The sequence below is a fragment of the Actinosynnema pretiosum genome, from assembly GCF_024171695.1.
Classification (GTDB): Bacteria; Actinomycetota; Actinomycetes; order Mycobacteriales; family Pseudonocardiaceae; genus Actinosynnema; species Actinosynnema pretiosum.
The window spans coordinates 26,684-47,910 of record NZ_JAMTCF010000029.1 but is presented as its reverse complement, the minus strand read 5'-3'; the positions used below and the strand labels follow the sequence as shown (position 1 = coordinate 47,910).

Here is a 21,227-nt window from a genome sequence, read left to right as displayed (position 1 = left end):
ATGGCGCCGCACGACAACATGACCGGCCTGCGCAAGGCGGCCGTGCTGCTGCTCCGCCTCGGCAAGACCAACTCCACGAAGGTCTTGTCGCTGCTCCAGGAGAACGAGGTCGAGCAGCTCTCCAGCGAGATCGTCCGGCTCGACTCGGTCAGCCACGAGGCCACCCAGTCGGTCACCGACGAGTTCTACGAGATGGCCACCGCGCGCAAGTACGTCGCGCACGGCGGCATGGACTACGCGCGGGACCTGCTGGTCAGCACGCTGGGCTACGACCGCGCGGACGAGATCGTGCACCGCATCGGCGCGCTGCTGCTGGACGTGCCGTTCAGCTTCCTGCAGCGGGCCGACCCCCGGCAGGTGCTCTCGTTCCTCCAGGACGAGCACCCGCAGACCATCGCGCTGGTGCTGGCGCACGTGCCCTCCGGGCAGGCGTCGCAGGTGCTGGCGGGGCTGGCGCCGGAGAAGCAGGCCGAGGTGGCCCACCGGATCGCCACGATGGAGCAGACCTCCCCCGAGGTGATCCGCAAGGTCGAGTCGCTGCTCCAGCGCCGGTTCTCGTCGCTGCTCCAGCCCTCGGACCTGTCCACGGTGGGTGGCGTCGAGCCGCTGGTGAACATCATCAACCGCTCGGACCGGGCGACGGAGCGCTCCATCCTGGAGGGCCTGACCAAGCGGTCCCCCGAGCTGGCCGAGTTCATCCGCAGCCAGATGTTCATGTTCGAGGACATCGTCGGGATCGACGACCGGTCGATGCAGCTGGTGCTGCGGCAGATCGAGCCGAACGACCTGGCCACGGCGCTCAAGGGCGTCAGCAACGAGGTCAACCAGAAGATCGTGCGCAACCTGTCCGAGCGCGCGGCCGAGAACCTGTCCGACGAGATCGAGGTCCTCGGCTCGGTGCGCCTGCGCACCGTGGAAGAGGCCCAGGCCAAGATCATCCGGGTCATCCGCCAGTTGGAGGAGTCCGGCCAGATCGTGCTGCGACGGAGCAACGAGGATGACGAGTACGTCGACTGAGAGCCCGACCCAGGTGTCGGTGCTGCGGCAGGTGGACGCGGTGGCGTCCGGGGTGACCGCGTTCGAGCTGAACGTGGTCACGGCGGCCCAGAGCCCGGCGGAGGCGCTGACGGCGCTGCGGTCGGAGGCAAGGGCCGAGGGGTACGCCATCGGCTGGGCCCAGGGGATGCGGGAGGCCCGCGCGGCCACCGCGGAGGCCAGGGCGCACGCCGAGGAGCAGCTGCGGCGGCTCCTGGCGCACCAGGAGGCCGAGGTGCGGCGGGCGATCGGCGCGGTGAGCCTGGCGGCCGAGTCGCTGCGCTCGCGGGACGTGGTGCAGGCCACCGAGATGACCGGCGCGCTGGTGTCGGCGGCGGTGGACCTGGCCGAGGCGCTCGTCGGCCGCGAGATCGGCGGCGAGCAGGGCGGCCGGGACGCGCTGACCAGGGCGTTGGCGCTGGCGCCGTCACACGTTCCGGTGAGGGTTCGGCTGCACCCTCATGACCACGCCCTGCTGGCCGACGAGAACGGCACCGAGTTCACCGAGCACGGACGCACGGTGGTTCTGGTCGCCGATCCGGAGTTGACCCCCGGAGCGGCGATCGCAGAAACCGACGAGACGACGGTGGACGCCCGTCTGGAGACGGCGCTCCGCCGGGTGCGCGAGGAGCTGGGACTGTGACCGGACTGCTGGACGAGCGTTTCGCACCCGCCCTGGCCGCGGCGAAGCCGCAGGTCATCGGCCGGGTGACCGGTGTGGTGGGGTTGTCGGTGACGGTGGCGGGCATCAGCGCCCGCATCGGCGACCTGGTGCGGATCGGGTCCGGCGGTCAGGAAGTGCTGGCCGAGGTGGTGGCGCTGGGCGCGGGCAAGGTCACCTGCCTGCCGCTGGGCGCGCTGGGCGGCATCGGCCTGGGGGCCGAGGTCGTGAGCACGAACCGGCCGCTGCAGATCGCCGTGGGCGAGCAGCTGCGCGGCCGGGTGCTGGACGGGCTGGGGCGGCCGATGGACGGCGGGCCGCCGCTGGTGGGGCTGGAGTCGGTGACGGTCGACATGACCCCGCCGTCGGCCCTGCAGCGCCAGCTGATCGACAAGCCGCTGCAGCTGGGCGTGCGCGCGCTGGACACGATGGTGCCGTGCGGGCAGGGCCAGCGCATCGGGATCTTCGCGGGCTCGGGCGTCGGCAAGTCGAGCCTGCTGTCGATGATCACGCGCGGCACCGAGGCGGAGATCACCGTGGTCGCCCTGATCGGCGAGCGCGGTCGCGAGGTGCGCGAGTTCATCGAGAACGACCTGGGCCCCGAGGGCCTGGCCCGCTCGGTCGTGGTCGTGGCGACCTCCGACCAGCCGCCGATGGTGCGGCTGCGCGCGGGGTTCGTGGCCACCCGCATCGCCGAGTGGTACCGGGACCGGGGCGCGAACGCGCTGCTGATGATGGACAGCCTCACCCGCATCGCGATGGCGCAGCGCGAGGTGGGCCTGTCCGCGGGCGAGCCGCCCGCGACGCGGGGCTTCCCGCCGTCGGTGTTCGCGCTGATGCCGACCCTGCTGGAGCGGGCCGGACCGGCCGAGCGCGGCAGCATCACCGGCCTGTACACGGTGCTGGTGGAGGGCGACGACCACAACGAGCCGATCGCCGACACCGCCCGGTCCATCCTGGACGGCCACGTGGTGCTCGACCGCAGGCTCGCCACCTCGGGGCACTTCCCCAGCATCGACGTGCTGGAGTCGGTGTCGCGGGTGACCGGCGCGGTGACCACGCCCGAGCAGCGCGCCGACTCCGCGCAGCTGCGCAGGCTGCTGGCGGCCCGCCGGGACGTGCGCGAGCTGGTGGAGATCGGCGCCTACGTCGGCGGCACGAACCTGGAGGCGGACCGCGCCATGGCGCTGGAGTCGCGCATCAACGACCTGCTCACCCAGGACATCCACGCGCGCACCAGCGCCGAGTCGTCCTGGGAGGAGCTGCGGGAACTGCTGCACGGGGGTATGCGGGGATGAGCGTGGGATCGAGGTTGGCGGCCGTGCTGCGGGCCAGGCGCGCGCAGGAGGACATGGCGCGCGGGGACGTGGCCAAGGCGAACGCGGCGGTGTCGCGGGCGAGCGCCGGGGTGGCGCGGCACGAGGAGCGGCTGGACGGCTGGAGCGGCCCCGAGGGCGGCGACCCGACCGCGTACCTCGCGTCGGTCGCGGCGGGCCGGGCGATGGCCCAGGCGCTGGGCGCCGCCGAGCAGGTGCGGCGCGAGGCCGAGGACGCCGCGTCGGACCGGCAGGGCGCGCTGCGCGAGGCGGCGACGCGGCGGCGGACGGTGGAGAAGTTGACGGAGCGCGCGGCCGACCAGGCCCGCAAGGACGAGCTGGCGGCGGCCCAGCGGGTCGTGGACGACCTGTGGGGCGGCCGGACCGGGGGTGGTGAGGCGTGAGCGCGGGCATCGCGGGCATCGGCGTGCGGATGCAGGAGATCAACCGGATGATCGTCGGGTTGGTCCCGCGCGCGGCCGAGCCCGCCGCGACCTCGGGGACGGACTTCGCGTCGGCGCTGACCAGCGCCCTGTCCGGGACCACGGCGACCTCCGGGGCGTCGGCGTCGGGCGGGGTGTCCGGCGGCCAGGTCGTGGAGAACGCGAAGCAGTACCTCGGCGTGCCCTACGTGTGGGGCGGCACCGACCCGGCGAAGGGCCTGGACTGCTCCGGGCTGGTGCAGCTGGTCTACAAGAACCTGGGCATCACCCTGCCCCGCGTGGCCGAGGACCAGGCGCAGCAGGGCACCGCCGTGCCGAGCCTGGACCAGGCCAAGCCCGGTGACCTGGTGACGTTCGGCAACCCGGCCTACCACATCGGCATCTACACCGGCGACGGCAAGATGATCCACGCCCCCGAGCCTGGCGCGCAGGTGCGCGAGCAGAAGATCTGGGAGACGCCGACCTCGATCCGCCGGATCGTGCCCGAGGCGACCTCGGCGGTGTCCGCGAGCGGGTCGGTGGCCCGCCCGACGGCGCTGTCCGGCGGCGCGGCGACCTACGAGAGCGCGTTCGCGGCGGCGACGGCCAAGTACGGCCTGCCGCAGGGCCTGCTGTCGGCGGTGGCGTCGGTGGAGTCCAACTACAACCCGACCGCCGTGAGCAGCGCGGGCGCGCAGGGCCTGATGCAGATCATGCCCGCGACCGCCGCCGGGCTCGGCGTGAACGCGCTCGACCCGATGCAGGCCATCGACGGCGCGGCCCGACTGCTGTCGGGCAACCTCAAGTCCTTCAACGGCTCGCTGCCGCTGGCGATCGCCGCGTACAACGCGGGCTCGGGCGCGGTGCAGAAGTACGGCGGCATCCCGCCGTTCGCCGAGACCCAGAACTACGTCCCCAAGGTCCAGGCCGCCATGGCCAGGCTGAACGGCGGTGCCTGAGTGAACGTGACCGTGCAGGGCGCGGCGCCCACCCCCTCGTCGTCGTCCACCTCGGACGCGCGGCCGAGGGGCAGGGCGGGGAGCGGTTTCGACGGCGTGCTCGCGCAGGCCGTCAGCGCGTCGACCGGGCGCGCGGCGCGGGACGAGGGCGACCAGCAGCCCGCCGGGAAGGCGGGCGCGGACCGGCAGGCCGAGGCCAGGGCCGGGGTGAAGGCGGGCGTGAAGGCCGCCGTCGGCGCGAAGGCGGGCGACCGGGCCGAGGACGTGGACGAGGCGAAGGCCGAGACCCGCGCCGAGGCCGCCGCGCTGGCCGCGCTGCTCGGCGCGCTGGGCGCCCAGCCGCAGGCGGCGCAGGGCGGCGCGGACGCCGAGGCGGGCCAGGGCGTCCAGGTGGGCGTCGGGCTCGGGCTGTCGGCGACGCGGGCGCTCGGCCAGGTGGCCGGGCAGGCCCAGGCCGCCGCGCGGCTCGCGGCGCAGGCCGGGGCCGGGCCGTCCGCGCAGGTCCCGAACTCGCAGGCGCAGGCCCCGGCGCAGGTCGACCTCGCCGCGCAGGCGCTGTCGGCGCAGGTGTCGGCGCAGATGTCCGCGCAGGTCGCGGGCCAGGCCGAGCTGACCGCCCAGGTCGCCGGTCAGGCGGGCGCGGGCGCCACCCAGGTGGTGTCGGCGGTCGCGGCCCAGGCCGCTCAGGTTTCCGCGCGGGCGACGGCGCAGCTGTCGTCCGACGCGGGCGCGCAGGTCTCCGCCGAGCTGTCCGCGCGGGTCGCGGTCGGCCCGGCGGGGCAGGCCGGGTCCGGTGCGGAGTCCCCCGCCGCACCGTCCCCGGACGCGCCGACCGTCCCCGGACAGCCGGGCTCCTCCGCCCCGTCCTCCCCCTCGGCGGGGCTGGTCGAGGCGGTGGCGCTGCTCACGGCGCAGGGCGAGGTCGACGCGGCGGTGGACGCCCAGGTCGCGGCGCGGCTCGCCGCGCGGGCGGGCGCCGCCACCGGCCGGGTCCCGGCCGGTCAGGACCCCGGCGCGGCGGTCCTCCCGCCCGCCGTGCCGGGGCAGGCCTCCGGCGTCCCCGCCCAGGTGGGCGGGCAGGTGGCCGGGCAGCTCGCCGCGGCGGAGGAGCCGACCGGTGTCACTCCTCCGGGGGTCGCCCAGGTAGACGACCAGACCGACGCGCAGGTGAGCGGTGAGCCGAAGCTGTTCGGCGGACCGCGCGTCCACGGCAGGCCGGTGGCCGAGCACGTCGCCGAGGCGGCGGTGAAGGCCGATCTCGCGGCGACCGCGCAGGTCGACGCGGGCGCGCAGGCCGCGCCAGCGACCACGGCGGCGGCGGTCACCGGCCAGGTGGCCACCCAGGTCACGGCGGCCCAGGCGGCCGTGCAGGGCGCCGCGCAGTCCACCCTCCAGGGCGTCGCCCGGACGGGCGGGGCGGTGGAGGAGCGCGCGGGCGCCGAGGTGAAGCTGGACGGCGTCGCCGCCGCCGGTCACGCCTCGCTGGCCGCGCAGACCCCGACCGCACCCGCACCGCAGGTGGCCGCACCGGCGCAGGCGCAGGCCCCGGCCGCGCCGCAGCCGGTCCCGCAGCTGCCGCCCAGCTCCCAGCTGGCGGCGGCGCTCGCCCCGCTGCGCGGGCGCAACGGCGTGCACGAGCTGACCGTGCACCTGCACCCGCTGGACCTGGGTCCGATCGCGGTGACCGCGCAGGTCAACGGCGACCAGATCCAGCTGACCCTGAGCGGGGCCACCGAGACCGGGCGGGACGCGCTGCGCGCGGCGCTGCCCGACCTGCGCCGGGAGATGGAGCGCGCCGGGTTCGGCACGACCTCCTTCACCGGCGGCCAGGACGGCGGCGGCCAGCAGCGCGGGTCGTGGCAGTCCCCGGCCGAGCGCGGCTTCGGCCTTCGCCCGGCGATGGGCGCGGTCACCGCGTTCGGCACCACCCAGACCACCGCGACCGGGGCGACCACGCGCGCCACCGGGTCGCTGGACCTGCGCGCCTGATCCGCGCGCCCGCCCCCACGGAGAGACCATGACCAGCCCCATCGGCGGCGCCGGGTCGACGCAGGCCACCACCCCCAACCAGAGCAGCGGCCAGTCGGCGCTGTCCTCGCTGGGCGGGGACGCGTTCCTCAAGCTCCTCGTCGCCCAGCTCAAGTACCAGGACCCGAGCAACCCCACGGACTCCACCGCGTTCATGGCGCAGACCGCGCAGCTCACGCAGGTGGACAAGCTCAACTCGATCGCGCAGCAGCAGACGCAGCTGGTCGCCTCGCAGCTGAGCGCGCAGGCGGCGGCGCTGGTGGGCCGAGAGGTCACCTACACCACCGCGAGCGGTGACCGGGCGAGCGGCATCGTCAGCTCCACGACCTTCGGCTCCGCGCCCACGCTGCGCGTCGGCGCCACCGACGTGCCGCTCTCGTCCATCACCGGAACGAGCGCGCAGGCCTAGCGCCTGCCTGCCGATCAGACCAGTAGCACCCTCACTCCACTCCACAGGGAGAACAAGCACATGCTCCGTTCGCTGTTCAGCGGCATCAGCGGTCTCCGCGCCCACCAGCAGATGATGGACGTGACCGGCAACAACATCTCGAACGTCAACACGACCGGCTTCAAGTCGTCGCAGACGGTGTTCGAGGACACGCTCAGCCAGACCCTGCGCGCCGCCCAGGCCGCGGGCGCCAACACGGCCGCGACGAACCCGGCCCAGGTGGGTCTGGGCGTGCGGACCGCGGGCATCAACACGAACTTCAACCAGGGCACCACGCAGAGCACCGGCCGCAACACGGACATGCTCATCCAGGGCGACGGGTTCTTCGTGGTCAACTCCTCCGGCCAGCAGCTGTACACCCGCGCGGGCGCCCTGTCGTTCGACGCGGCGGGCCAGCTCACCACCCCGGCGGGCGGCATCCTGCAGGGCTGGATGGCCAACGGCGCGGGCGTGGTCGACAAGAACCAGCCGGTGGCGGGCCTGACCGTCGACAAGGGCACCTACACCAGCTTCAGCGTCTCCGGCGACGGCACGATCGTGGGCGTGCTGGCCAACGGCACGCCGCGCACGGTCGGCCAGATCGCCATGGCCAACTTCGCCAACCCCGGCGGCCTGGACAAGGCGGGCGGCTCGTTCTACCGGGCCACCGTCAACTCCGGCCCGGTCCAGATCGGCGGCGCGGGCGACAACGGCACCGGCGCCGTCGTGTCCGGCGCGCTGGAGATGTCCAACGTGGACCTCTCGCAGGAGTTCACCAACCTGATCATCGCCCAGCGCGGGTTCCAGGCGAACTCGAAGGTGATCACCTCGTCGGACGAGATCCTGCAGGACCTGATGAACCTCAAGCGCTGACGGGTGACGGGCGGCCGGGGCCTTCTCCACCCCGGCCGCCCGTCGTTCCCCCTCAGGAGTGAAGGCGCACTGCCGTTTGTAACGCCACGGACCCACGGACGGGCCCGATGCCCGATATCCAAGGACGGAAGCCGTGATCGTGCTCAACAGATTGAACGGTCAGCCCTTCGCGCTGAACCCGGACCTGATCGAACGCGCGGAGTCCAACCCGGACACCGTGGTCACGCTCCTCAGCGGCGCCAAGTACGTGGTGGCGCAGACCATCGAGGAGATCTCCGACCTGGTGCGCAGGCACCGCGCCGGGGTGCTGAGCCTGGCGCAGGACCCCGCTCCCGCCGAGCACCCCCCGGCTCCCCGACGCAGGATGCGCGTCGCCCCCGACCCGGTCGAGCCGACCGAGCCGTCGGTGCTGCGACTGCCCACGGACAGGGAGCTGTAGATGGATCCCGCAAGCATCGCGGGCACCGCCCTCGTCTTCGTCGCGATCTTCGTCTCGACGGCGCTCGAAGGCGGCAACCCGCTCTCGATGTTCCTGCTCCCGCCCATCCTGCTGGTCGTGTTCGGCACGATCGGCGCGGTGATGGCCAGTGGTGTCATGCGCGACAGCATGAGCCTGCCCGCGCTGCTCAAGCGCGCGTTCCTGGCGCCGAAGATGGACGGCTCCGTGGTGGTCGAGTCGATCGTCTCGCTGGCCGACCGGGCCCGCCGCGAGGGCCTGCTGGCCCTGGAGGAGGAGGCCAAGAAGGTCGAGGACCCGTTCCTGCGCCGCGGCCTCGTCCTGGCGATCGACGGCATGGACTCCAAGGAGATCCGGGAGATCCTCGAAGGCGAGATCGAGACCAAGCAGCGCTACGACAAGGTCGGCGTGAAGATGTTCACCGACATGGGCGCCCTCGCGCCCACGATCGGCATCATCGGCACCGTGCTCGGCCTGATCCACGTGCTGGAGAACCTGAGCGACCCGGCCAAGCTCGGCCACCTGATCGCGGGCGCCTTCGTGGCGACCCTGTGGGGCGTCATGACGGCCAACGCGATGTGGCTGCCCATCGGCAGCCGCCTCAAGCGCCTCAGCGACCTGGAGTGCGAGCAGATGCAGGTGGTCGTGGAGGGCGTGCTGGCCATCCAGGCGGGCTCCAACCCGCGCCTGGTGGGGCAGAAGCTGCGCGCCATGGTCGCCACCGGTCCGCCCGAGGCAGAGAAGAAGGCCGCCTGATGTCCGGCGGCGGAGGTGGCAAGGGCAAGAAGCACCAGGAAGAGGAGCACGTCAACCACGAGCGGTGGATGGTCACCTACGCGGACATGATCACGCTGCTCATGGTGCTCTTCATCGTCATGTTCGCCATGTCCTCGGTGGACTCGCAGAAGTTCCAGGAGCTGAAGAAGAGCCTGGCGGGCGCGTTCAGCGGCTCGGACCACATCACGGTGTTCGGCGCGGGCGGCGCGGGCGGCGCGGGCAGCGCCAACGGCGGCATCAACCCCGACCCGGTGGACCTCAAGAGCGAGGCGAGCGGGTCGGGCAGCACGCAGGACATGAGCTCGAAGGCCGCGCAGGAGGCGGTCCAGCAGGCCGACCGCGAGAAGGCCGCCAAGAACCTGAAGGCCGCCGAGGCCGAGGTCCAGCACCTCAAGGAGCTGGGCGAGCAGATGGCGAAGCAGTTGCAGGACCAGGGCCTTGGCGGGACCGCCCAGTTCCGGGTGGACGACCGGGGCCTGGTGGTCACGGTGGTCACCACGTCGGTGGTCTTCGCGGGCGACCGCGCCGAGCTGCTGCCCGACGGGCAGCGGATCGTCGACGCGCTGGCGCCGGTGCTGAAGTCCGTCGGCAACCGGGTCGAGGTGGACGGGCACACCAACCAGCTGCCCGTGGCCACGGTGAACTACCCGAGCAGCTGGGAGCTGTCCACGGCGCGCGCGTCCAGCGTGGTGCGCTACCTGATCGAGCGGGACGGCCTGGCCGCGTCGCGGCTGACCGCGGTCGGCTACGCCGACACCAGGCCGCTGTACGACCCGGCGGACCCCAGGTCGGTGACCGGCAACCGCCGGGTGGAGGTCGTGGTGCTGTCCGACCAGCCCACCGAGGTCCGCACGCTGCTGCCAGCCGCCGCGGCCGAGTGACGAGAGAGCAGAGGAGGACGAGAGATGGCCAAGGACGACAAGAAGGCTGAGAAGGACAAGCCCGAGGAGGGCGAGGGCAAGGGCGGTGGCAAGAAGAAGCTGCTGATCATCGTCGCCGTCGCGGTGCTCGCCCTCGGCGGCGCCGGGAGCTGGTTCTTCCTGTTCCGCGACAGCACCCCGGCCCCGCCGGAGCCGGGCACGGTGGTCGCGCTGGACTCGATCACGATGAACCTGGCGGACGGGCACTACCTGAAGCTGAAGCTCTCGCTCCAGCAGACCAAGGACGCCGCCGAGGACGTGGACGGCAGCAAGGCCCTGGACCTGGTGGTGAGCGAGTTCAGCAACCGGTCGATCGCGGAGCTGTCCAGCAACGAGGCCCGCGAGAGCCTGAAGGCCGCGCTGCAGGAGAAGGTCGTGTCCGCGTACGAGGACCTGGTGATGGGCATCTACTTCACGGAGTTCGTGACCCAGTGACCCCGATCCGGTGACCGGGACCGGTGGCCGAGCCCCGGTCCCGCGATCCGAGCAGGCAGCCGCGAACCGCCGCTGACCTGGTCGAACGGCCCGCCGGAAGAGCGACTGAGCACCGCCGACGACGAGCGTCGACGCCCCCGCCCCGCAGCGGGCGGGGGCAGTCCCCCGTTGGAGTGCTCAGCTCCCCCCGGCCACGGCCGTACTAGGCGGCGTGACCCAGTCGCCGCTCCTGACCAGCTCATCCGGTGGTGCCTCGCGCTCCCCCGGGCTCGTGGCGAACCCCGGGGACCCCGAGGTTTTCGACTTCACGCGCCCCGTCAAGCTGCCCCGCGAGCTGCTGCGCGTGCTCCAGCTCTGCTACGAGACGTTCGCCCACCGCATGGCCACCCTGCTGACCTCCACGCTGCGGGTGGTGTGCCACGCCGAGCTGATCTCGATCGAGCAGCTCTCCTACGCCGAGCACATGGCCGAGCTCGCCAACCCCACGCTGCTGGCCCCCGTCGTGCTGGAGCCGCTGCCCGGCACGGCGCTGCTGGAGATGACGCTGTCCACGGCGATGACCTCCATGGACCACCTGCTCGGCGGCAAGGGGGGCCCGCAGCCCGCCCGCCCGCTGAGCGACATCGAGACGCCGCTGCTGCGCGACCTGCTGGACCAGGCGCTGGAGCAGCTGCGCGTGGGCATGGAGAGCGTGGCGGACGTGCGCCCCGAGCTGGAGGGGCTGGAGTACAACCCGCAGCTCGTGCAGACCAGCACCCCCACGGACGCCGTGGTCGTCGGCTACTTCGAGCTCAACGTCGGCGAGGAGCAGGGCCAGGTCAGCCTGTGCATCCCGCTCCAGACCATCCTCCCCTCGCTGCGCAGCTACCGCGACAAGGTCGCCGTGAGCGCGAGCGAGCGGGCCACCAGGGAGGCCGCCCGCAACGCCATCACGGCGGGGCTGCAGAACGTGCCGGTGGCCGTGTCCGTCAAGTTCCAGTCGGTGCGGCTGGAGCCCGCCGACCTGGTCGACCTGCAGCCGGGTGACGTGATCCCGCTGACCCACCGCCTGGACGAGCCGCTGGACATCGTCGCCGCCGGGCGCACCTTCGCGAACGCCGTCGCCACCAAGCGCGGCACCCGCCTGGCCTGCCTCGTGGTGGCAGGCGCCGACTCCGAGGAGAACAAGCGATGACGAGCGTGCAGACCGAATCGGTGCTGGCGACCGCGCGGGCCGTCGCGGAGGCCGCGCTCACCGTGCTGCCCACCGCGACCGCGCTGTCGGTCGGCGTGCCGACCACCGACCCGATGGCCGTGGCGCTGGACGGCGTGGCCGTCACCGCCCGCCTGGAGGGGCCCGCCGAGGGCCTGCTGGCGGTGGTGGTGAACGGCGAGCTGGTCGAGGCCATGCGCACCAGCCCGCTGGGCGAGCTGGACCTGGGCCAGGCCGTGGCGCCCGCGCTGGTCGCGGCGGCGGGCGTGCTGGGCGCGGTGCCCGGTCCCGCGCAGGAGGTGGCGGCGGACGTCGTCGGCGGGGTGCTGCTGGAGGTCGGCGACGCGGTGTTCGTGCCGCTGCTGGCCGACGGCGAGCTGCACGCGGTGGTCGCGCTGGCCGTGCCCGCCGAGGACGTGGCCGAGGTGGTCGAGGAGGTCCCCGCCGCGGCGGTGGCGATCGCGGCGCCCCGCGAGGGCGGGCTGGAGCTGCTGCACGGCGTGGAGATGGAGGTGACCGCCGAGCTGGGCCGGACCCGGCTGACCGTGCGGGAGCTGCTGTCGCTGAGCAACGGCGCGGTCATCGAGCTGGACCGCGCGGCGGGCAGCCCGGCGGACCTGCTGGTCAACGGCAGGCTGATCGCGCGCGGCGAGGTCGTGGTGATCGACGAGAACTTCGGCATCCGGGTCACCGAGATCATCAAGCCGGGCGACGGCAGCCAGGAGGTCAGGTAGTGGAGACCGCTCTGCGCGTGGTCATCGCCCTGGTCGTGGTCTTCGGGCTGATGTGGGGCTTGGGCAAGCTGGTCCGCAACAAGCCGGTCGGCGGCAAGCTGGGCGGTCGTGGGCTCCAGGTGCTGGACCGGGCCCAGCTCACCAGGAACTCGATGGTGGCGGTCGTGCGGGTGCACGACAAGGCGCTGGTGATCGGCGTCGCGGACGGCGGGGTGAACCTGCTGATGTCGACCGACGCGCAGGAGTACGCCGAGGCGGGCGAGCGGGTCGAGCGGGTCGCGCTGGACGTCGAGCGGCTGCGGGAGACCGCGGCGGACGACGAGGCCAAGCGCGGGCTGGGCTCGGTGCCGGTCGGCGAGGCGCTCGGGCGGCTGCTGGGCAGGCGCCGGGGCGGGGCGGGGGTGGGCACGCAGTCGCTGGTCGGGGCGGCTGGCGCGCAGGTCCCCGCGCTGACCTCGGGGTCGACCGGATCGGGTGCGGCGTCGGGTGACGCGGTCGCTGGTCCGGGTGAGGTTCCCACTGAGGCGGCTGCGGACGGCGCGGCCACCGAGGTGCTCGCGGCGGAGGTCGTCGCGACCGAGGTGTCCGGGGCGGCCGAGGAGCCCGCCGTGGACAGGGGCGCCGCGTTCGCCGAGGCGTTCGAGCAGGCCGGTGGCCCCAGCGCCGAGGAGCTGGCCGCCGAGAAGCCCGCCGCCGAGGCCACGTCCGTGCCGAAGGCGCGCTCCGCGCAGAAGCGGTCCACCAAGTCCGGCGCCAAGTCCGGCGCCGAGCGGAAGCAGACCGCTTCCACCGGGTCCGCTGCCGCCGGTGCCGCTCCCGCCGGGTCCGAGTCGGCGCTGTCCGGCTCGGCGCTGTCGCCGCAGACCTGGAAGCAGGCCTTCGAGGCGCTGCGCGAGCGGTCGGTGCGCCCGTGAGGCGGCTTGCGGCGCTGCTCGCCGCCGGGTTCGCGGCCCTCGTGCTGCTGCTCATCGCCTCGCCCACCGCGCTCGCCGCGACGGCCGAGCCCGCCGCGCGCCCCGTCGCGCTGGCGTCCTCCCCGGTCGCCGGGCTGCTCGCGGCCCAGCCGACCGAGCCCACCGCGCCGGTCGAGCCCACCGCCCCCACCGAGGGCGAGGCCACCACCGGCGACAACGGCAACAGCGTCAACATCACCGTGGGCAACGGCAAGCCGGGCGACTCGCTGACCGTGCTGATCGCGCTGACCGTGCTGTCGGTCGCGCCCGCGCTGCTGCTGCTGTGCACGAGCTTCACCAAGGTGTTCGTGGTGCTCAGCATCACCCGCAACGCGCTCGGCCTGACCACGGTCCCGCCGAACCAGGTGCTCGCGGGCCTGGCGCTGTTCCTGAGCCTGTTCATCATGGGCCCGGTCGCGTCCGAGGTGAACGACCAGGGCATCCAGCCCTACCTGAAGGGCGAGAAGAGCACCGAGCAGGCGTTCGAGGACGGCTCGAAGCCGCTGCGCGAGTTCATGGTGAAGCAGACGCGTCCCGAGGAGATCGCGCTGTTCACCAAGGTCGCCGGGCAGGAGAAGCCCGCCAACGCGGAGTCGGTGCCGCTGACCACGCTGATCCCGGCGTTCGTGCTCTCGGAGCTGCGCGCCGCGATGATCATCGGGTTCGTGCTCTACATCCCGTTCCTGGTCATCGACATGGTGGTCTCCGCCGCCTTGATGTCACTCGGAATGATGATGCTGCCACCCGTCACGGTGGCGCTCCCGTTCAAGTTGTTGCTGTTCGTGCTGGCCAACGGCTGGGGCCTGGTCATCACCGCGCTAGTCGCCACGTACAACTAGGGGACCTCCTGATGAATGACACCACCGTCGTCGAGCTCGGCTCCAACGCCATGATGATCACGGCGAAGCTCGCCGCGCCGGTCCTGCTGACCGCGCTGCTGATCGGCTTCACCATCTCGCTCTTCCAGTCGGTCACCCAGATCCAGGAGGTGACCCTGTCGTTCGTGCCGAAGGCCGCCGGGGTGTGCGTGGCGCTGCTGCTGAGCGGCAGCTGGATGGTCCACGAGATCATCACCTTCACCACCGACCTGTTCGGCCGCATCCCGTCGCTGGTCTCGGGCTGAGCGCGGCGTGAACCTCGACATCGGCGTCAACGTCCTGGTCGCGCTGCTGCTGGCCGCGACCCGCTCCGCCGCCTGGCTGATGGTGTGCCCGCCGTTCAACGGCAAGGCCATCCCGATGACGGTCAAGGGGATGCTGGCCGTGGGGCTGGCGCTCCCGGTGGTGCCCAGGCTGTCCGAGGGCAGCGTGCCCTCGCTGGACACCTGGTCGCTGGTCATCGCGGCGGGCGAGCAGGTCGTGGTGGGCGCGGGGCTCGGCTTCCTGACCGCGGTGATCTTCGCCGGGGTGCAGGCGGCGGGCGACCTGCTGGACGTGTTCGGCGGCTTCTCGCTGGCGTTCGCGTTCGACCCGATGTCGTTCTCCGGCAACAACGCGGTGCTGGGCCGCTTCTACGGCCTGCTGGCCACGACGCTGCTGTTCGTCACCGGCTCGCACCAGGTGATCATCCGGGGGTTCACCCTCTCGTACGACGCGATCCCGCTGGACGGCGGCCTGTCGCTGGGCAGGCTGGGGACGCTGCTGACCACCGGCCTCGGGCAGCTGCTGCTGTCGGCGGCGCAGATCGCCGGGCCGCTGATCGTGGTGCTGTTCTGCGCGGACGTGGGCCTCGGCCTGCTCAACCGCATCGCGCCCGCGCTGAACCCGTTCCAGATCGGGTTCCCGGCCAAGATCGGCCTGACGCTGGTGCTGGTCGGCCTGACCATGCCGATGCTGCCGATGAGCGTGGAGAACATCGCGAAGCACGCGGCGTCCGCCGTCATGGAAGCGATCGGGAGGTGAGCGCGGCGTGAGCGGGAAGAACAAGGACGCGACCGAGGAACCCACAGCCAAGAAGATCCGCGACGCCAAGCGCGAGGGCCGGATCGCCCGCACCCCCGACCTGGGGACGTGGCTGGGCATCCTGGGGGCGACCTGGACGCTGCCGATGACGCTGACCAGCCTGCTGGACATCGGGCAGGGGCTGCTGAAGAAGGCCGCGGCGTTCATGGCGGCGCCGGAGCCCGCGCTGGCGGTGGCGATGGTGAAGGACGGCGTCCTGGACGGCGCGATCGCGGTGCTGCCGCTGTCGCTGACGATCATCGTCGCGACCCTGGTGGCGGCCGGGCTGCAGGGCACGCTGCGGATGTCGACCAAGCAGTTCAAGCCGAAGTTCACCCAGCTCAACCCGCTCAAGGGCATCAAGAACATGTTCGGCCCGCACTCGCTGTGGGAGGCGCTGAAGACGCTCATCAAGACCGCGCTGCTGGCGGCGCTGCTGTACGTGTCGGTCAGCGGCCTGGTGCCGTCGGTGGTGGCGTCGGGGTCGCTGTCGCTGGCGTCGCTGACGCAGGTCGCCACGGGCACGGCCATGTCGCTGCTGCGGCTGGCGGCGATCGGCGGGCTGGTGATGGCGGTCGTGGACTACGCCGTGGCGAAGCGGCGCATCCACAAGGAGCTCAAGATGACCAAGCAGGAGGTCAAGGACGAGCACAAGCAGTCCGAGGGCGACCCGCAGCTCAAGGGGGCCATCCGGTCGAAGCAGATGCAGATGAGCCGGAACCGGATGATGGCGGAGGTGCCGAACGCGGACGTGGTGCTGGTGAACCCGACGCACATCGCGGTGGCGCTGCGCTACGACCCGGCGCGCGGGGCGCCTCGGGTGGTGGCGAAGGGCGCGGGCGCGATCGCGACGAAGATCAGGGAGCTGGCGACCGAGCACCGGGTGCCGATCGTGCAGGACGTGCCGCTGGCGCGGGCGCTGCACAAGGCGTGCGAGGTGGGGCACGAGATCCCGTTCGAGATGTTCGGGCCGGTGGCGCAGGTGCTGGCGTTCCTGCACCGGCTCAAGCGCAAGGGGAGCGCGGCGGGCACGCACCGGATGCAGGCGCACGCGGCGTGAGGGGGGCGGGGCGCGGGCCACGCAGGCGGGCCACCACGCCCCCAGGCCCGCGCCACCACGCGCCACCCGGAAGCCGGGCCGCACGACGAGCCCCACCGGGAGCAGCTCCACCTCTCCAGAGCCCGCCGCTCGCCGGGCGCGCCACCCGCCGGGACGCGCCGCCGGCAGCGGCCCGCCACCGCTGGACGTGGGCGCCGCCCACCTGCGGCCCGCCGCTCGCCGGGCGCGCGCTCAGGCTCGCGGGCCGCGCCCGAACCACCGCCTGTTTCCGCAGCTCAGCACACCGGCGACACGTGCCCGGTCACCGCCGCGACCACGAGCCTTCGGTCACCGGTGGTTGGTCACCAGTCACCGGTCGCCAGTCGCCGGTCACCGCGAGCCCTCACCCAGGTCCCCTCGAACAGGCCCAGGTGCACCCCGTTGCCCAGAGCCCCGGCCGCAGCTCATCGCCGCAGGCCCAGCAGCCAGCCGCCACCCGTCACCGCAGCCCTCAGCCGCCCGGTCCGCGCCCTCACACCCCGTCGCCGCCCGCTCCACTCCCCCTGAGCGCCCCGAGGAACGCCAGCAACCGGGGCCGCTGCTCCTCCGCCAGGGCGCCGCAGCGCCCACCGGTCGCGACGGGCGCGCGCGGGTCCTCACCGGTCGCGGCGCCGCTCGGGGTGCAGAGCGCGGCCTTGCGCGCGGACACGTCCGCCTCCACGGCCTCGGCCAGCACGCGCAGCTCCGGGCTCACCACCCCGCGCACCTGCCCGGCCACGGCCAGCGCCGAGGCGGCCAGGTCGGCGACCCCGTCGGCGGCCAGGGCGCAGGTGGCCGGGTCGAGGCGCTCGCAGGACAGCAGCACCCCGTCGACCCGCGCCCTGACCTGGTCGGCGGCGCTCGCCACCGCTGTGACGGGCGTCGCTCCGGTGGCCGTGGTGTTGCGCGCCCCGACGACCAGCAGCGCGCACACCCCCAGCACGGCCAGCACCTCGGCGACCTGACGGACGCGGTGGAACATAGGGGAACACTCCTCCGTGCACAGCTTTGACCTGCACGAATGAGTCACTCCCCCGAGTGGTTGGTCATCCGTGCCCATGTCCCGCTGTGTACGTCACCCGATCGGACTATCTGAGCCCCGAAAGAGCGCGAAAAATTTCTCCGAGAAAACCTCTCAGGAGTTCTCACCCCCGGCCGACGACAGGCCTGCGGAACAACCGCACCGGTTCGAGCAAGGAGACGGACATGGCGACTTGGATGCTCATCGCGACGGCGGGGGTCCTGCTGGTCGGTCTGGTCGCGTGGCGGATGCGCGCCGCGAACGGCACCCTCGACCGCATCCTGGCCGAGGAGAACGAGCGCGCGGCGTTCGAGGGCTGGGCCTTCGTGCGCGCGGCGGTCCCGACGCAGGTCAGCACCCCCGTGGCGGTCCCGGCCCACGCCCTGCGCCGCTCGGCCTGACGCATCGTCGCAGCCCGAGCGGACACCGGTCCGCTGGTCAACGGCGCGGTAGTGGCAGAGGCAGCCCCCGAGGGGCTGGCCCACCACGCACCGCGCCATTCGGCTGTGAAAGACCGGGTGTCGACCGGGGCAGGACTCTGCCGACACCTCGCAACCAAAAAGCAACCGAGCACAACCGAAGCGCAACCCGGAACCCGGACGAACACCGGGGACAACCGAAGAACAACCGAAGACAACTAAAAAACAACCGGGCAACCGAAAAACAACCCGGCACAACCAAAAAGCAACTCGACAACCGAAAGACAACCGGGACACCGCGTCCGAGCCGCTCCCGCTCCGCGACCCCACCCCCAGCTCTAGCTCCAACCCCCGCGACGACGAGGCAGCCCCGCAAGGCGAGCGCCCACCGCGACACCCGACCCCCCGGCCCAGCCCAGCCCCCCTGCCCGGCCGATCCAGCCGCACCCGCCGCTCCAGGCCCCGCCGGCGCTGGTTGCCCCACTCGCCCCCAAACTGCCAACTGTTGACAGTCAACAGTTGGCAGTTTGCGTTCACGCCCCGGCCGCCAACCCGCCGGTTCCCCACCCCACCCCCACCCCCGGTTCACCCGATCGAGCCCCCAACACCCTTCACAACCCCCACCCCCATGCCGTTCACCCGTGCGGAGCCCACCGGCCGCGCCCTCGGCGCGCGCCCCCGCTCAGCGCTCACAAGCGCCTGACCTGGGCCTCACCCCCGAGCAACCGACCACGATGTCCGGTTCGCCCGGAAAAACGAGCACGAGCAGTTCTCATCTCGTCGTCCACCCGGCCGATGGGAGTCCACAGCGGAACTAGGAGGACCCGGTGGACGATTTCGACGATGTGGTGCAGGAATTTCTCGTGGAGAGCTACGAGAACCTGGACCAGCTCGACCGCGATCTGGTGGCGCTGGAGAAGGAGCCCAAGTCGCACGAGCGGCTGGCCAGCATCTTCCGCACCATCCACACGATCAAGGGCACGAGCGGTTTCCTCGCCTTCACCAAGCTGGAGCAGGTGACCCACGTCGGTGAGTCGCTGCTGGTCCGCCTGCGTGACGGCACGCAGGAGCTGGACAAGCCCAGCGCCGACGTGCTGCTGCGCATGGTGGACACGGTCCGCGAGCTGCTGGCCCAGATCGAGCAGAACGGCGCCGAGGGCGACCTCGACGTGCAGGACGTGATCGACGCGGTCACCGCGTGCATCACCGGCGGCCCGGCCGCCGCTGCCCCGGCGGCCCCCGCCGCGGCGCCCGAGGTCGCGGCCGTGGTCGAGGCGCCCGCGACCCCCGAGGAGCCCGAGGCCAAGGTCGAGGTCGAGGACGAGGAGCACGACGAGCCCGAGCAGCACGAGGAGCCCAGCGCCCCGGTCGCCGTCAACGCGCCCGCGCCGCTGGCCGAGGCCGCCGAGGAGGGCGGGTCGAAGCGCAGCGTCGCCGACAGCTCGATCCGCGTCGACGTGAACCTGCTGGACGCCCTGATGCGCCTGGTCGGCGAGCTGGTGCTGACCCGCAACCAGATGATCCGCGCGGCCGACGCCGCCGGTGAGCCGAACCTGAGCCGCGCGGCCCAGCGGCTCAACCTGATCACGAGCGAGCTGCAGGAGAGCGTCATGAAGACGCGCATGCAGCCCATCAAGCAGCTGTGGTCGAAGCTCCCCCGCGTCGTGCGCGACCTCAGCTCGGCCTGCGGCCGAGAGGTCGAGCTGGTCATGGAGGGCGCCGAGACCGAGCTGGACCGCAGCCTGCTGGAGGCGGTCAAGGACCCGCTGACGCACCTCGTGCGCAACGCGGTCGACCACGGCATCGAGCCGCCGGAGACCCGCGTCGCCACCGGCAAGTCCCGCGAGGGCACGCTGACCCTGCGCGCGTACCACGAGCACGGCCAGGTCATCGTCGAGGTCTGCGACGACGGCGCGGGCATCCACCCGGAGAAGGTGGGCGCGACCGCCGTCAAGCGCGGCGTCATCACCCAGTCGCAGCTGGAGTCGATGGACAACGACGAGATCCTCAAGCTCGTCTTCCGCCCCGGCTTCTCGACCGCGGCGAAGGTCAGCAACGTGTCCGGCCGAGGTGTCGGCATGGACGTGGTGCGCGCCAACATCGAGGCCATCGGCGGCGCGGTCGACCTGAAGTCGGTGCCCGGCAAGGGCACGACCTGGCGGCTGAACATCCCGCTGACGCTGGCGATCGTGCAGGCGCTCATCGTCGACTCCGGCGAGCAGCGCTACGCGATCCCGCAGATGGCGGTGCACGAGCTGGTGTACGTGGACGGCCAGTCCGGTTCCGTGGTCGAGTACGTCTCGGGCGCCCCGGTCTACCGCCTGCGCGGCAAGCTGCTGCCGCTGGTGCGCCTGTCCGAGGTGCTCGGCGGGCCCGGCACGGACAAGGCGTCGGACAGCGAGATCTACGTGGCCGTGCTCAAGGCCGAGGGCCGCCAGTTCGGCCTGGTCGTGGACCGCGTGCTGAACACCGAGGAGGTCGTGGTCAAGCCGCTGGCCTCGCGGTTCAAGGACGTGGGCTGCTACTCGGGCGCGACGATCCTCGGCGAGGGCCAGGTCGCGCTGATCCTGGACGTGCAGTCGCTGGCGCGCCGGGCGCACCTGAGCTCGCTGGAGCGCACGGTGGGCGCGGGCCAGGACGAGCAGGTCACGGCCTCCTCGAACGGCGACCGCCTGCTCATCACGAAGGTCGCGGACCGCAGGATCGCGATCCCGCTGAGCATGGTCACCCGCCTGGAGGACTTCCCGGCCAAGAACGTCGAGCGCGTGGGCACCAGGGAGGTCGTGCAGTACCGCGACCAGATCCTGCCCATCACCCGGCTCTCGCAGCTGCTGGGCGCCTGGTCGGAGACGGACCGCGAGGTCATCTCGGCGATCGTGTACTCCGAGGGCGGCCACAGCGTGGCGCTCGCGGTGGACAGCATCCTGGACATCGTCGAGAGCGACGACGTCACCCGCAGCAACCTGGACGACGACGGCCTCGCGGGCTCGGCGGTCGTGCAGCAGCAGGTCACCGAGCTGCTGGACGTGCGCAGGGCGATCCTGGCGGCCGACCCGCAGTTCTTCAACGCCGACTACGCCGGTTTCGACATGGCGGGAGCCTGATCATGACCATCATCCAGTACGCCACCTTCGAGGTCGCCGACCAGCTCTTCGGCCTTGAGGTCTCGCGGGTGCAGGAGGTGCTCTCGTACAGCGAGTACACCCCGGTCCCGCTGGCCCCGAGCTACGTGGGCGGGCTGTTCAACCTGCGCGGCCAGGTCGTCGCGGCGCTGGACCTGCGGGTCCGCCTCGGCCTGGAGCCCACCGTCCTGGACGGGCCCGCGATGAACATCATCGTGCGCTCGGCCGACGAGTCGGTGAGCCTGCTGGTGGACCGGATCGGCGACGTGGTCGAGGTCGAGTCCGCCGACGAGGAGCCGCCGCCGGACACCCTGACCGGCCCGATCCGCACGCTGATCACCGGCACGTTCCCGCTGGCCAACCGGCTGATGCTGGCGCTGGACGCCTCGGGCGCCGTGCAGGCGGCGAACGCGGCCTGACCTGCCCTCACTCCACCGGGTGAGACCTGCTTCACACCG

General features: G+C 72.6%; 23 protein-coding genes. 22 read left to right on the top strand and 1 reads right to left on the bottom strand.

Annotated elements, in window-relative coordinates:
* The 19 genes from fliG (at position 1) to LV78_RS37895 (ending at position 16,189) form a co-directional block, all read left to right on the top strand.
* The gene (gene fliG / locus LV78_RS37985; protein ID WP_253851041.1) at positions 1–1,017 is read left to right on the top strand and encodes a flagellar motor switch protein FliG; all 1,017 of its coding nucleotides are present in this window, start codon (positions 1–3) and stop codon (positions 1,015–1,017) included.
* Positions 998–1,678 carry a FliH/SctL family protein gene (locus LV78_RS41345; protein WP_301308132.1) on the top strand — a complete coding sequence of 227 codons (681 nt, stop codon included), beginning with the start codon at positions 998–1,000 and terminating at the stop codon, positions 1,676–1,678. Before fliG ends, LV78_RS41345 begins: the two co-directional genes overlap by 20 nt.
* Positions 1,675–2,994, top strand: coding sequence for a FliI/YscN family ATPase (locus tag LV78_RS37975; RefSeq protein WP_253851040.1), 1,320 nt, complete (start codon positions 1,675–1,677; stop codon positions 2,992–2,994). Before LV78_RS41345 ends, LV78_RS37975 begins: the two co-directional genes overlap by 4 nt.
* A complete protein-coding gene (locus LV78_RS37970; protein WP_253851039.1) occupies positions 2,991–3,416 on the top strand; it encodes a flagellar FliJ family protein in 426 nt (141 codons plus the stop codon). Before LV78_RS37975 ends, LV78_RS37970 begins: the two co-directional genes overlap by 4 nt.
* A complete protein-coding gene (locus tag LV78_RS37965; RefSeq protein WP_253851038.1) occupies positions 3,413–4,393 on the top strand; it encodes a transglycosylase SLT domain-containing protein in 981 nt (326 codons plus the stop codon). Before LV78_RS37970 ends, LV78_RS37965 begins: the two co-directional genes overlap by 4 nt.
* Positions 4,394–6,382, top strand: a complete 1,989-nt coding sequence (locus LV78_RS37960; RefSeq protein WP_253851037.1) for a flagellar hook-length control protein FliK — start codon at positions 4,394–4,396, stop codon at positions 6,380–6,382.
* Between the two features lie 28 nt (positions 6,383–6,410).
* Positions 6,411–6,830 (top strand): flagellar hook assembly protein FlgD, encoded by a 420-nt coding sequence (locus tag LV78_RS37955; RefSeq protein ID WP_253851036.1) that lies wholly within the window; start codon positions 6,411–6,413, stop codon positions 6,828–6,830.
* 60 nt (positions 6,831–6,890) lie between these two features.
* Positions 6,891–7,721: a flagellar hook-basal body complex protein gene (locus LV78_RS37950; protein ID WP_015801168.1), complete on the top strand. Its 831-nt coding sequence runs from the start codon at positions 6,891–6,893 to the stop codon at positions 7,719–7,721.
* Positions 7,722–7,854: 133 nt separating this feature from the next.
* Positions 7,855–8,160, top strand: coding sequence for a flagellar FlbD family protein (locus LV78_RS37945; RefSeq protein ID WP_015801167.1), 306 nt, complete (start codon positions 7,855–7,857; stop codon positions 8,158–8,160).
* Positions 8,161–8,934: a motility protein A gene (locus tag LV78_RS37940; protein ID WP_253851035.1), complete on the top strand. Its 774-nt coding sequence runs from the start codon at positions 8,161–8,163 to the stop codon at positions 8,932–8,934.
* A complete protein-coding gene (locus LV78_RS37935) occupies positions 8,934–9,836 on the top strand; it encodes a flagellar motor protein MotB (RefSeq protein ID WP_253851034.1) in 903 nt (300 codons plus the stop codon). The genes LV78_RS37940 and LV78_RS37935 overlap by 1 nt, the downstream gene beginning before the upstream one ends.
* A gap of 24 nt (positions 9,837–9,860) precedes the next feature.
* Positions 9,861–10,310 carry a flagellar basal body-associated FliL family protein gene (locus tag LV78_RS37930; protein WP_015801164.1) on the top strand — a complete coding sequence of 150 codons (450 nt, stop codon included), beginning with the start codon at positions 9,861–9,863 and terminating at the stop codon, positions 10,308–10,310.
* A gap of 271 nt (positions 10,311–10,581) precedes the next feature.
* Positions 10,582–11,484 carry a flagellar motor switch protein FliM gene (locus LV78_RS37925; RefSeq protein WP_253851033.1) on the top strand — a complete coding sequence of 301 codons (903 nt, stop codon included), beginning with the start codon at positions 10,582–10,584 and terminating at the stop codon, positions 11,482–11,484.
* Entirely contained in the window at positions 11,481–12,236 is a 756-nt protein-coding gene (gene fliN / locus LV78_RS37920; protein ID WP_253851032.1) for a flagellar motor switch protein FliN, read from the top strand. The genes LV78_RS37925 and fliN overlap by 4 nt, the downstream gene beginning before the upstream one ends.
* On the top strand, positions 12,236–13,150 hold the full coding sequence (locus LV78_RS37915; protein WP_253851031.1) for a FliO/MopB family protein: 915 nt from the start codon (positions 12,236–12,238) through the stop codon (positions 13,148–13,150). Before fliN ends, LV78_RS37915 begins: the two co-directional genes overlap by 1 nt.
* The gene (fliP, locus tag LV78_RS37910; RefSeq protein ID WP_253851030.1) at positions 13,147–14,028 is read left to right on the top strand and encodes a flagellar type III secretion system pore protein FliP; all 882 of its coding nucleotides are present in this window, start codon (positions 13,147–13,149) and stop codon (positions 14,026–14,028) included. The genes LV78_RS37915 and fliP overlap by 4 nt, the downstream gene beginning before the upstream one ends.
* 11 nt (positions 14,029–14,039) lie before the next feature.
* Positions 14,040–14,312 carry a flagellar biosynthesis protein FliQ gene (gene fliQ / locus LV78_RS37905; RefSeq protein WP_015801159.1) on the top strand — a complete coding sequence of 91 codons (273 nt, stop codon included), beginning with the start codon at positions 14,040–14,042 and terminating at the stop codon, positions 14,310–14,312.
* Positions 14,313–14,319: 7 nt separating this feature from the next.
* Positions 14,320–15,090 carry a flagellar biosynthetic protein FliR gene (locus tag LV78_RS37900; RefSeq protein WP_253851029.1) on the top strand — a complete coding sequence of 257 codons (771 nt, stop codon included), beginning with the start codon at positions 14,320–14,322 and terminating at the stop codon, positions 15,088–15,090.
* A gap of 7 nt (positions 15,091–15,097) precedes the next feature.
* Positions 15,098–16,189, top strand: coding sequence for an EscU/YscU/HrcU family type III secretion system export apparatus switch protein (locus tag LV78_RS37895; RefSeq protein WP_253851028.1), 1,092 nt, complete (start codon positions 15,098–15,100; stop codon positions 16,187–16,189).
* Between the two features lie 511 nt (positions 16,190–16,700).
* Here the strand turns inward: LV78_RS37895 and LV78_RS37890 are convergent.
* Positions 16,701–17,189 (bottom strand): hypothetical protein, encoded by a 489-nt coding sequence (locus tag LV78_RS37890; protein ID WP_253851027.1) that lies wholly within the window; start codon positions 17,187–17,189, stop codon positions 16,701–16,703.
* Between the two features lie 224 nt (positions 17,190–17,413).
* Here LV78_RS37890 and LV78_RS37885 point away from each other — a divergent pair, with 224 nt between their 5' ends.
* The 3 genes from LV78_RS37885 to LV78_RS37875 all read left to right on the top strand — a co-directional run bounded on the left by LV78_RS37885 (position 17,414) and on the right by LV78_RS37875 (position 21,188).
* Complete coding sequence (locus LV78_RS37885) at positions 17,414–17,629, top strand: hypothetical protein (protein WP_253851026.1); 216 nt, start codon at positions 17,414–17,416, stop codon at positions 17,627–17,629.
* Positions 17,630–18,474: 845 nt separating this feature from the next.
* The gene (locus tag LV78_RS37880) at positions 18,475–20,751 is read left to right on the top strand and encodes a chemotaxis protein CheW (protein ID WP_253851025.1); all 2,277 of its coding nucleotides are present in this window, start codon (positions 18,475–18,477) and stop codon (positions 20,749–20,751) included.
* 2 nt (positions 20,752–20,753) lie between these two features.
* On the top strand, positions 20,754–21,188 hold the full coding sequence (locus tag LV78_RS37875; RefSeq protein ID WP_253851024.1) for a chemotaxis protein CheW: 435 nt from the start codon (positions 20,754–20,756) through the stop codon (positions 21,186–21,188).
* Positions 21,189–21,227: the final 39 nt, after the last annotated feature.